Source organism: Hymenobacter fodinae, from assembly GCF_004745825.1.
In the GTDB taxonomy this organism is placed as follows: domain Bacteria; phylum Bacteroidota; class Bacteroidia; order Cytophagales; family Hymenobacteraceae; genus Hymenobacter; species Hymenobacter fodinae.
Genome location: NZ_SRLA01000002.1, coordinates 703322 through 715236 on the forward strand (window position 1 = coordinate 703322; position 11915 = coordinate 715236).

General features: G+C 56.6%; 9 protein-coding genes. 2 read left to right on the plus strand and 7 right to left on the minus strand.

The annotated features are described in order from the left end of the window. The first annotated feature begins 112 nt into the window (after positions 1-112). Together EU556_RS10240 and EU556_RS10245 are read left to right on the plus strand one after the other, a co-directional pair. On the plus strand, positions 113-1081 hold the full coding sequence (locus tag EU556_RS10240; protein ID WP_135433808.1) for an NADP-dependent oxidoreductase: 969 nt from the start codon (positions 113-115) through the stop codon (positions 1079-1081). A 1-nt stretch (position 1082) separates the two neighbouring features. Next, positions 1083-1991, plus strand: a complete 909-nt coding sequence (locus EU556_RS10245; protein ID WP_135433810.1) for a helix-turn-helix domain-containing protein — start codon at positions 1083-1085, stop codon at positions 1989-1991. A 27-nt stretch (positions 1992-2018) separates the two neighbouring features. On the opposite strand, the gene EU556_RS10250 is transcribed toward EU556_RS10245, so the two are convergent. The 7 genes from EU556_RS10250 to EU556_RS10280 all read right to left on the minus strand — a co-directional run bounded on the left by EU556_RS10250 (position 2019) and on the right by EU556_RS10280 (position 11868). Next, a complete protein-coding gene (locus EU556_RS10250; protein WP_135433812.1) occupies positions 2019-4346 on the minus strand; it encodes a GAF domain-containing protein in 2328 nt (775 codons plus the stop codon). A 133-nt stretch (positions 4347-4479) separates the two neighbouring features. Next, positions 4480-5040, minus strand: a complete 561-nt coding sequence (locus EU556_RS10255; RefSeq protein ID WP_135433814.1) for a hypothetical protein — start codon at positions 5038-5040, stop codon at positions 4480-4482. 183 nt (positions 5041-5223) lie between these two features. Further along, positions 5224-6108 (minus strand): T9SS type A sorting domain-containing protein, encoded by an 885-nt coding sequence (locus EU556_RS10260; protein WP_167855532.1) that lies wholly within the window; start codon positions 6106-6108, stop codon positions 5224-5226. A gap of 156 nt (positions 6109-6264) precedes the next feature. Beyond that, a complete protein-coding gene (locus EU556_RS10265; protein WP_167855533.1) occupies positions 6265-7824 on the minus strand; it encodes a M16 family metallopeptidase in 1560 nt (519 codons plus the stop codon). 115 nt (positions 7825-7939) lie between these two features. After that, a complete protein-coding gene (locus EU556_RS10270) occupies positions 7940-9325 on the minus strand; it encodes a M16 family metallopeptidase (RefSeq protein ID WP_135433820.1) in 1386 nt (461 codons plus the stop codon). Positions 9326-9565: 240 nt separating this feature from the next. Next, entirely contained in the window at positions 9566-10219 is a 654-nt protein-coding gene (locus tag EU556_RS10275) for a hypothetical protein (RefSeq protein WP_135433822.1), read from the minus strand. Between the two features lie 230 nt (positions 10220-10449). After that, positions 10450-11868, minus strand: coding sequence for a dicarboxylate/amino acid:cation symporter (locus EU556_RS10280; protein ID WP_135433824.1), 1419 nt, complete (start codon positions 11866-11868; stop codon positions 10450-10452). Positions 11869-11915: the final 47 nt, after the last annotated feature.

The window sequence follows — 11915 nt, forward strand, 5'->3', positions numbered from 1 at the left end:
AGGTGGGCAGTGTGGTACTGCCATTTTGGCTAAGACAAAGGGCATTTTGGCTACACCGGCTTTTGGGCAGGAGACGACCTTTGTTTCGTCAACAACTCAAAATGAGCTCCTTATGAAAGCGGTAAGAATTCATGCCTTTGGCGGACCTGAGGTTCTGGAAATAGAAGAGGTAGCACGTCCAGTGCCAGCGGCCGATGAAATCCTAATTAAGGTATATGCCAGCGGCGTGAACCCAGCCGACTGGGTAGTACGGGAGGGTGGCAACGACGTGCTACGGCCCTACCTAACGCTACCCATGACTCTGGGCTGGGATGCTGCCGGTATTGTGGAGGAAGTGGGTAGTGCGGTAACAGGGTTTCAAAAAGGTGACGCGGTATTCGGCGAGCCTAGTTTCCCCAGCGCTGGCAGCTACGCGGAATATTGCGCGGCCAAAGCCAACCAGTTTGCCCACAAGCCTAAGAGTATTGGCTTCAACGAAGCAGCAGGAGTACCACTGGCCGGCCTCACGGCCTGGACAGCTCTTTTCGAAGATGGCCAACTGCGAGCTGGGCAACGCGTCCTCATTCAGGGTGCTGCGGGTGGGGTGGGCAGCTTGGCTGTGCAGTTTGCTAAAGCCAAAGGTGCTTACGTCATCGGCACGGCCTCGGCTGGCAACTTGGATTACCTACGAGAGCTAGGTGCCGATGAAGCGCTGGATTATCGCAATCAGCAAATGACGGAACTAGCTCAGGGGGTAGACGTGGTGCTGGAAGCCTCGCCGCTGCGCGACAACGCTGAGCGCCTGCGCACGGTAGCCGCGTTGAAGGAAGGCGGTGTTTTTGTGAGCGTCAACCTGGATTTTCCGTTCGATGAGGCAGTGCAAGCCGCCCTGGCCGCCAAGCACGCCACCGGCAAACTGTCGAATAACCAGCCCAGGCAGGAGTGGCTGACCGAAATGGCCCAGCTGATTGATGCGGGCCAGGTGCGAGTAGTCGTCAGCCGGGTGTATCCGCTGGAGCAGGTGGCTGAAGCTCACCGCGAAAGTGAAACCCGGCACGTGCGGGGCAAGTTGATACTGGAAATCCGAAAAGAAGCCGAGTAGCATGAGGCATTTCAAAACGATAAGCGACTTTCATGCCTACCGGGGCTTGCCGAAGCCCCAGCACCCGCTGCTCAGCGTGGTAGATGTCGGGGCTGCCGGACCCCTGCACGTAGAGGAGCCGACCAATCTGCTTTTAGACTTTTACACTCTTTCGGTCAAGCGAATGCGCAACGTCAAGGCCACCTACGGGCAGCAGCCGTTCGACTTCGATTCAGGCATCATGTCCTTTATGGCGCCCCGGCAGGTATTCAGCATCGCGGCGGTCAATCAAGACGAGGATATAGAAAAATCAGGGTGGGTGCTCTACATCCACCCTGATTTCATCTGGAATACGCCCCTGGCCACAACTATCAAGCAGTACGATTTCTGGGATTACGCGCTCAACGAATCCTTATTCCTTTCTGCCAAAGAGGAGGCCACTATCATGACGATTATCGGCAGTATTCGGGAAGAGTATGAGGCCAATATTGATAAGTTCAGTAAGCCTATTATTATCTCGCAAATTGAAAGCCTGCTGAATTATGCTGACCGATTTTACCACCGCCAGTTCATTACCCGGGAGAAAACCAACCACCAAGTACTCGAACGGGTAGAAACCCTACTCCACGAGTACTTCAACAACCAGGACTTGGCAGAAAAAGGCTTGCCAACCGTGCGCTACGTTGCCGAACACTTGCACCTCTCGCCTAAGTACTTAAGCAGCCTCCTGCGCGTATTGACCGGGCAAAACACCCAGCAGCATATTCACGCTAAGCTGATCGACAAAGCCAAAGAAAGGTTGTCGACCACAAACCTAACCGTTAGCGAAATTGCGTACGAGCTGGGTTTTGAGCACTTGCAATCATTTAGCAAGCTCTTCAAGACCAAGACGAACCAGTCGCCACTGGAATTCAGGGCTTCTTTTAACTGATAAAAGCAGTGTGGCGGAGTGGCCAGTTTACAGGCGCACTTTCACGCGTAAAGCAAGCAGGCCTTTCACGCCTTGCAACTCTTCCAGTTCCAATTCCTCAATACCGGGCTCTAGTAGGCCGCGGTCTTGCAGGTAGTCGATGTACTCGTAGTATTCATCGGCTTCGCGCTGCTGGGTGTACACCAGCGCAATGTAGCCCGGCTGGGTAAGCCGCTCGCCCGTACCCTGTACCGTGGCCTTGTCAATGCGCTTTTTGATGATTTCGTAGCGGATGTTGTATGCGCCATCCACGTCGAACTGGCGCTCATCCTGCCGAAACCGGATGTTGAGGGGCTGGCTATGGATGAGAATAAGTTGAGTGGTTTCCAGCGGCAACGGCAGCTGCGATTTCAGTGCGGCGGTCCGGCGCGTAATTTCCACCATTACCAGTAGCTGCCACAACCGCAGGTTTTTCAGGAATACCAGGTCAAAGGGCTTGTTCTCTACTAGCGAAGCTCCCACGTAAATGTTATGCTCCACACCATCGGTCTTGAACCGTTGGAAGTAGTGCGGGTACATGTCCTGTGCTTTGGCCTCTTCTTCATCAAGATAGTCGCTGACGGCGTCGTTGAGGCGGGTGGTGCTTTCCTCAAAGTCTTTGCGCCGCTTATAAAGGATGCCCAGCTCGGGGTCGATGTTAGACCAGTATTCCTTTATGACGGGCCGCAACTCTGGAACATTTTGTGCCAGGTAGTTGAACAGCGGCTCCACCTCCATGCGCAACGACTCGAAAATGCTCACTTCGTCGCCGGTCAGGATGCCCTGGCGTAAGCGGCGCAGGTTCTTGCTCACGTAGAACTTCAGCTCATCCAGAATGGGGAGCTGCTGCAGTTCAGAGGCTTTTTTGAGTACCTTATTGGCTAGCGTAAGGTGCTCAATCAGGTCGCCCTGAATGGCCTCATTACGGGCAGTGCTGCTGCCCCTAATATCAGACGACCCGTGTAGTGGGTACACCTCATGAAAGACGATATCTTCCATTTCGGCGTTTTTGTTGCCGTCTTCGATCTTCTGAAGCAGATTTTGGGCGGCATCCGTGAAACGCCACTCCATGGTAGGATGCAGAGCCGTGAATTTCTCCTTGATGATGGCCTGCACGCGAGTTTGAATTTCCTCAGCGTTGCGCTTCACAGCCACCGCAAACAGAGGCATGAACTGCGTTACATTTTCCAGGCTGAATTCATTCAGGTCGCCTACGTTGGGCGAGCCCAGTTCCAACAGGCCTACGGTATCGTCGCCGTAGGGCAGCAGAGCCAGAATGGCCGAACGAATACCCAGGCTTAGAATCTGCTGGCGCAGATCTTCGGGCAGGTCGGCCTTCTCCACATCTTCCAGCACCAGGGGCTGCCGGTCTTGCCACAGTTGGCTGTAAATCTGCCGGAAGCCTGAGCTGGCATCCTGGTTATGGAGCTGTTTGGTAAGGAAGCTGTGATTGATTTTGCGGCCAAAGTCTACAAAAGCCTTCTTCTTTTCGTCGTAGGCGGCAATGCCTAGCTGCAGAAACGGCCGGCCGAACAATACCCGCAGCTTTTCCTGAATCTGCTCGAGCCGGTCGGAGGCCTGCAGCACGTCGCGCTCCAGCAAGTCGTACTTCAGCTCTGAGAGAATTTCCTGCTCCGTCACGTCGGTGAGCTGCAGCAAGTTGAAACCCGAAAGCTCGAAGTGCTCGGGCGGCAGCATTTCCTGCCAGATGTCGGCGCGGTGCATGTTGCGGGTGAGGTGCTCCAGCTGCTCGTGGGTGAGCTCCGGCTTCTGCCCGTGCACTATTACGTCAAGGAAAGTGGAATTGAAGTTGACGCTGTAGTGTCGGTAAAGGCCAATGCTGTAATCTGGCACCGTGAAAATGATGGCGCCCTGCATGGGTAGGTGCACTCCGTAGGCCTTTTCCAGAATAAGCTGGTAGGCCATGCGCGTAGTGTACACCTCCAAGGTATGCACGTCAATATTGAGCGGCTGCTTGATGGTGCGGCCCGCGTTAAGCAGCACCTCCTCGAAGCGCGGGGTGTGGTAGAAGCTGTACCGCTGAAAGGGCGGAATAGCCCCGCTGATATCGGTGAGGAACGACGACGAGGGAAACACCGCCAGCATGAGGGTTTCCACTAGGTCGCAGTTGCACTCCAGTTGGGTAAGGTCGGTAATGGGGCCTCGGCACCAGTCGGCTTGCGCCACTTGCTGGCCAATGAAGCGGGCCAGTTGCGCCACCCCAGCGTTGGAGGCGTCCTCGCGGTCTTTCCAGTACGCAATGAGGGGCTCCAGGCTCAGCGTGGTCTGGAAGGGAAATATGGCCGAGGCCGGGCGGGCAACAGGTTCTTTCAGCATAAAGCCAGAGGGCAGATTCTCCGAAAGTCAGCACCCAAATACGGTACTGGTTGGAGACGATACGTATACGCGCCGTGCCGCTGTCGCGTTGAACCACCAGGTTCAAGTTGCTACCCGCCGGGGTTCTGGGGCGCTAGCGACTCACTACAAACGGAATGGGCTGCTTTGGGTCTTTGGGGTTAGTGGCATCAAAGGGTGTCGGCAGCCCCTTAATGTACACCAAGCGTCTGGTATTCTCGTAGCACGTGCAGCAACCATCGGCCTTAAACTCGCCGTCCAGATCTACTCGCTCCACAACCACCGAGTCAGTCGCCACTTTTGGCCGCTTGCTATTAATCAGGTAGAGCTTATAGGTGTATTGACTAACCTTTCGATTGTTGTTAGCCACAAAAGGGCTAGTGTTGTTGATGATGATAGGCTGCTCGCGCGCTTGTTTTAGCGTTCTGATAATCACAACTGTATCACGCGTTGGGCGCTTGGCAGTATCTCTTAACACTCCCCGCACCGCATACACAGTGTCGAAGTCCTTGGGCTTGAAGGCGGGACGAGTACTGGTAGTAGAGGTGGTGTCAAACCGTATGGCGAAGGAATCTGCGTTGCTATCGTCACAGTCGCAGGCCACGGACCCGCAGCAGGCTGCCATGAGTGCAGCAGTGGAGAAAAGCAGAAACCAGGTGAAGAAGGAGCGCAGCATAGGGGCGTAAAGATAGGGTTACGCCGCCACCCAGCCACCCTAGGCCAGTCAGGCAGCACCCATGAAAAAGCCAGCCCGAAAACGGGCTGGCTTACAAACGTAACCGGTGGCCTAGATATTGGGTTTGACTTTCCCTGGTCGGCCGAAGGTGGCAAGTCAGAGTGGCCTAGCGCAGATAGTCCCTTATTCTTTCACAAAGCGCTTGGTTTCGGCCGCTCCTTTGGTGGTGATTTTGAAGTAGTACGTGCCGTTGGTTAGGTCGCTAAGGTTGACGGGGAGGGTATAGGTGCCCTTTTCCTTGTGAGCTTCCGGGGCCACGTTGCGCACCATATTGCCCTTGCTGTCCAGCAAATCAACCGTTACGGGGCCGGCTTTCTTCACTTCGTACTCCAGCTGGCTGGTGGGCGTAACGGGGTTGGGGTATACGGTGCTGCCCACGCGACGGGCCTCAGCCGGGGCGGCCGGAGTTGGGTTCATCAGCAAGAACCGGGCGGGCTGGAAGTAGTGCGCGCCGGAGTTGTTGGGCCGCCGTTTGCCCGCGAAGCGCTTGCGGCGCTCCTGCTGCTCGGGTGTAGCATTCTGAGCCACCAGTTCTTTCAGATCAGCAGTCCATTTCTCGCGCTGGGGCTGCACTTCCTGGGCTAGTTTGGCAATATCGCCCTCGTACTTCTGAGCCAGTTTGCCTACTTCCTGCAGCAGGGCTTTCTGGTCGTTGCGGAGTTGCTGTAGCTGTTGCTTCTGGGCATCGGTCAGCTCCGGCCGGGTGCCCTGGGGCGTACCAGCGGGGCGAAAGCTCTGGCGTAGCGTTTTGCCGCGCTGACGCAGTTCCTGTAGCTGCGTGCGGTAAATGGCCAACTGTGCCTTGTCGGAGGTGCTGAGCTGGGCCTCCAGCTTCTGGCGCTGCTGGCGCACTACTGGCAACACATTCTGGCGCACGTAGGCCAGGGTGGCGCGGCGGGGTGACCTAGTCTTGCCCTGCGTATTCTGGCCAGATTGGGCCCAAGTGCTCAGGCTAGTCAGCAGCACGAGCAGCAACAGCCCTAGGGATTTGAAGGGGGAAGTTTGCATAAGATGAATAAGTGGGAAATGCGGTTCTGCTTGTTGGTTTTGCTGCATAGATGCGCGACGGCCAGCCAGGTTTAATAGGAGCATAAAAAAACCGTCCTGACCAGAGGTCAGGACGGTTTGTGGCAGGCGGAGCAATAGCCAGCAGTGGCCTAGCGCCTACCGGAATGTGTCGTTGGTGTCGATGACTTTCACCTCCGTTACGTTGAGCTTGTAGTTGGCTACTTCGGCATCCTCCGCCACCACGGCTTGTGGTAGGCCGGCTTTCACCACGTTGGCGTAGCTCATGGGTGAGGGCGTGTTACTCTTGAGCACGTCGGCCAGGGGCTGGGCCTCGCTGTCGTCGGTCACGATGGTCACGAACATATTCTGCACCTGCCAGTGTTTGCGCATGGCCCGGTTCACATCGTCGAGGGTGAGCTTAGCCAGCTGGCCATCCACCTCCTGCAGCCAGTCTTTGCGGCCGTAGAAACGCGAGTCGAGCAGGAAGCCTAGTTGCTTGGCGGGCGTGGTGCCGTAGAGCTTCACGTAGGAGCGCAGGAAGGTGCGGGTGCGCTCAAAGTCCTCTTTGCTCATGCCGTTTTTCACCACGTTGTCCATCTCGCGCACCGCCAGGCGCAGGGCAAATGGGGCGTGGCCTACGGTGAGGTTGCCCAGCTCAGAGGGGTACTGCTTGCGCAGGCCTTCGGCAATTTGTACCGGCCGTAGCCAGATGCTGGTGTAGTTGGCGTGGCGCGGCACGCCGGGCACGGGGAGCATGTTGTTGCCGCCGGCCTCGTACCACTCAATGTAGCTGTAGTCGCCGTAGTTCATGGAGCGCGTCGTCCGGATTTTGTCGTAGAGCTTGCCGTAGCTCTTGCGGTGCTCACCCAGCCAGGAGTTAGCCACCATCAGAGCCGCAAAATCGTCTTGGGCGCGGGTGGTCTGGATGGGGAAGCCCGCATACACCGCTGAGCCCAGGGCATCGGGCTTGCTGATGATTTCTACGTGGATGCCTTTGGGCATGGCCGCCACCGGAATGGGCGCTTTCACGCTGCTCTTGGGCAGCTTGCCCAGGTCGCGCTCCAACTGTTTAGCGAAGGAAGCGGGATAGTTGCCGGCTAGGCCTATAGTAAGGTTGTTTTGGCCAAAGGCGCTGGCGTAGTACTTCTTCACATCATCAAGCGTGATGCTCTTCACGCCGGCGGCCGTGCCGCGCGTCATGTGCTGATAGCGCGTGCCCCGGAACAGCTGATCTTCGAGAGCAAACTTGCTGTAATCCTCATCCGAAGAAGCCCGAATCAACTGCTCCACGTAGTTGAGCTGGTTGCTCTTAAGGCGGTCGAAGTCCTCCTGCGTGAAAGAGGGCGTCAGCATCAGCCCCCGCAATACGGGGTAAAATTTGTCGATAAAGTCGCGGTGAAACTCAAAGGTGAAGGTAGTCACCTCCTTGTCGGTGGTGGCGTAGTAGCGCGCCGCCATGGGGTAGAGGAGGTCCTTGAGCTGGGCGGCCGTCAGGTCTTTGGTGCCGCCCTCGGTGAGGAGCTGGCTGGTGAGGTAGGTGAGGCCTTCTTTGCCCACGGGGTCGGCGGCCGAGCCGTTGCGGAACTGCAGCTTCACCACCACTTTGGCGGCGTTGGGTTGGCGCAGCTCTACTAGTTCGGCGGCGCGAGCTGGTGCTAAGGCCACCGGCCCCAACAGGGCCGCGCTCAGCAACAGGCGAGAAACGATATATTTCATGGAAACGAAATCAGAGAAGAAAAAAGGAAGCGACGAGCCTGCTGCAGTGGCACGAGGCATAGTGGCCTAGCAGAAGGGGAGGAATGCCCACGTCGCTTATACAGGTAGTGCTGGCTTACTGTAGGCCACTCGTAGCGCCCGGCCCGATGGTTCCCACCGTGAGACCCGCAGGCACGAAGTATTTCTGAGCCACAGCCTGAATATCAGCTGCCGTTACCTGGTCGTACTGGGCATAGAAGCGGTTCAGGGAATTCACGTCGCCGGTCAGCCAGATAAACTGTGAGAGGGCGTTGGCTACTTGGTCGGGCGCGTCGAGGCCCATCAGAAAACCATACTTCAACGCCGACTTCGTATCGGCGAGACGCTTGGCGTCCACGGGCTTGGTTTTCAGTTCTTCCAGGGCCTTGGTAATTTGGTCTTTCACGTAGGCCATGTCCTGAGGCTTCACCACCGAGGCGCGAATGGTCATCAGGTATGGGTCGCGGGTGTAGTTAGGCGAGCCACCCACGAAGCGCACCTTTTGCTCCTTCACCACCAATTGCTGGTACAGCGGCGAGTTTTCGGCAAACAGCATGGTCGTGAGCACGTCGAGGGCGGGCAGGTCTTTGCTCTGGTCGGAGAAGGCCGGACCGCGGTAGCTCAGGCTTACCAGGGGCGGGAAGTTAGCGTTCTGGATGTGCACCGCCCGCGGGGCCGTTTGGGCAGGCTCCGGGGTGATGTTGGGCGTGTAGGTGCCACGCTTCCACGACGCGAAGTATTTATCGGCCAGCTTGTTTACTTCCTCCTGTTTTACGTCGCCCACTACCAGCAGCGTAGTGTACTCGGGGCGGTAGAAACGGTCGAAGAAGGTGAGGGAATACTGGTACTGGTTGGGCATGTCCACGATGTCCTTGAAGAAGCCCATGGTGGTATGCTCGTAGGTGTGCTTGTCGAAGGCCGCATCAGCCACTTTCTCGTTCAGCTGGGTATAGAGCGAGGCCGAGTTCTTGGTGTACTCGCCCTTCACGGCGCCGGCTTCGGCCTTGAAATCATGCTCCGAGTATTTCAGGTTCTGGAAGCGGTCGGCTTCTACCTCAAACATTTTCTCCAGCATGCGGGCGTTGCCGGTCATGTGGTACACGGTGCGGTCGAGGGAGGTGTTGGCGTTGGCGGCGGCCCCAATGCTCTGCAGCACTTCGTCGTACTGCTCCTTCGAATATTTCTCGGTGCCCCGGAACATCACGTGCTCAAAGAAGTGGGCGAAGCCCGTATGGCCCGGCTCTACTTCGTCGCGGGAGCCCGCGCGCACCACCAGAAAGAATGAGGCCAGTCCTGGCGAGTCGAACGGCACCGTAACTACGTTCAGGCCATTGGCCAACTGCTTTTGCTGAATAGGGTAAGGGAAGGCGGCCTTGGGGCTGGCCACCGCGGCAGTAGAAGAGGCAGGGGACTTCTGAGCGTCGGCGGCCGGACCAGCCAGCAGCGCGGCACCCAGCGCCAAAGCCTGCAGTGCATGTTTCATAAGAGGTATGCGATGAGCGTGAAGAATGCCCGATCCTGGAAGGACAGGTAGCCGCAAAGTAACCAACCAGCCCAATAGGTTGCAGAGTACTAGCCTAGGCCACTGAGAGCAGGCCTAGGTCCAACAGCGTGTAACGGACTAATTAGTAAGCCTTCCGTTAAATACTAATTCCCACCCTCAGCGCCGTGGCGGGCCAAAGGTGGGAACCATGTGTAGGTATGCGCAGGAAGAGAGAACAGGTTAATTCTTGCTGGTGGCCGTATTGATGATTTCCTCCGCCGGGCCCGCCGCTAGTAGTTGCTTGCGTAAACCGAGCGCCGCGGTATCCAATTGAGGCCGAATTTGGTCGAGAGCGAGGCGTAGACCCTGCACATCGGCAATGCGGGGGGCGCTGGTCTGGCTGTAGCCGCTGTACATGGCCACCCGCACGTTGCTACGGCCCCTGCCCACGTAGGAGCCGAGAACCTCGCCCTTGGAGTTTATAATCTGCACCTCCGCCTTCACCTCGGTGCGGTACCACTCTAGGGGCAGGCCTAGGAGGCTAGGAGTCATGAGGGTTGCCATCTGAAAAGCCTGCAGGGCCCGCCCAGTGCGCGTAACAGTAGCTTCCGTAATAATCAGCTTTGCATAACCATACTGCAGTGTGTCTTCGGGCTCGGCCATATGGTAGGCCAGTTCTTGGCGGAATACCTTTGAGGCGTCATCGGGGTAAGCACCTTCCGAAGCATTCAATGGGCCTGCTTCCACTACTTCTGCCAAGCGCGGCAGCTTGCCAATAGAAACCGAGTGGTTGGAGTGCACGGCACTATACAAAGCCTCCTCCGACGATTTACACCCTCCCAGGAGTCCAAAAGCCAGGAAGAAGACGACAGTGTAGCGGTTCGCGAAATTCATAGGCAGGTCGGTTAATGAGCTAACTTCCAGGCTGAACCCTAAAAGTAGCGCATAATGTTTCGCAAATAGGTTGATTCAAATATAAATATTTAATTAAAAAATATAACCTAGTGAATGCAATTATTTATGATACGTCCTAAAGGGGCTGTAGTATAGGTATTCTGCAAAATAAAGCCCCGCACGTAAATCAATTGCGGGGCTTTATTCTACTATAACTTAGATAACCAGATTTAGTGAGCGGAGTGGATCAGTGCGCTATCTGGCTCGGCCAGCTCTTCCAGCGGCGGGGCTACGTAGTTGTCCACAAACTCACCTTCCCAGCGGGCTACTACGGCTGTGGCCAGGCAGTTCCCAATCACGTTTACAGCGGTGCGGGCCATATCCATTAGGGCATCAATCCCTAAAATGATGAATACCGGCCAAGCGGGCAGGTTAAACGAGGCCACCGTAGCCAGCAGAATCACGAGCGAGGCACGTGGTACGCCGGCCACGCCCTTGCTGGTGAGCATCAGGGTAAATACCATTACCAACTGCTGACCAAACGTGAGCTCCACGCCTGCAGCCTGGGCCACGAAAATGGCCGCCAGCGACAGGTACAGGGTAGTGCCATCGAGGTTGAAGGAGTAGCCAGTAGGCATCACGAAGGCCACAATGCGGCGCGGTACGCCAATGCCGATCATGGCTTCCATGGCGCGGGGCAAGGCGGCTTCAGAAGAGGTAGTAGCGAAGGCAATGCTAACGGGCTCGGCAATGGCCAGCACGAAGCGCTTGAGCGGGATGCGGGCAATCAGGGCAATGGGCACCAGAACCAACAGTAAGAAGGCAGCCAGAGCACCATAGAGCGTGAGTAGCAGCTTGAACGCATTATACAGGGGCGCAAAGCCCATTTTTCCTACCGTGTAGGCCAGGGCGCCACCCACACCAAACGGGGCGAAAAACATCACCACGTTGGTGAATTTGAACATCACCTCCGACAGGCTTTCGGTGAGTTGCAGCATTGGTGCCCGGTGTTTCTGGTGCACCATGGCTAAGCCAATGGCGAAGATGATGGCAAAAACTACTACTTGCAGTACTTGTCCTTCCGCTACCGATTTAGCAATGTTCTCGGGGAAAATGTGCAGGATGATATCAGCCGTCGTCTGCTTTACGGTTTGCAGTTGCTCGGTGTCGGCGGCAATACCGCTGCGGTCTACGCCTTCGCCGGCGCGGGTCAGGTTGATGGCCCCCAGCCCGATAAACAAGGCGAAGGTGGTCACCACTTCAAAATAAATCAGGGCTTTCAGGCCCATTTTGCCCACCTGCTTTAGGTCGGCGTGGCCGGCAATGCCCACTACCAGCGTAGCAAATACCAGCGGAGCAATAATGGTTTTTACCAGGCGCAGGAATACGTCGCTGAGAACTTTTAGCTGTACAGCCTGCTCAGGGAAATCGTGGCCAATTTCGGCGCCCACCAGCATGCTCACCACAATCCAAAACGTGATGGAGCGGCGCTGAAAACCGAGCACCACGGCTGCGGCAATGGCCAGCCAGCGGGCCGCCACGGGTACTGCGTCGGGTAAGGCAACAACTTGGTAGGCTCCCAAGGCCGTCAGAACGGCCGCAAGTACAAAGAGAATAAGAACGAGAGGTGCGAGTCGCGAAAACTTCATGCGCAGCAGTCAGAGAGATAATGGCGGGAATCTGGCAAAGATAGGTT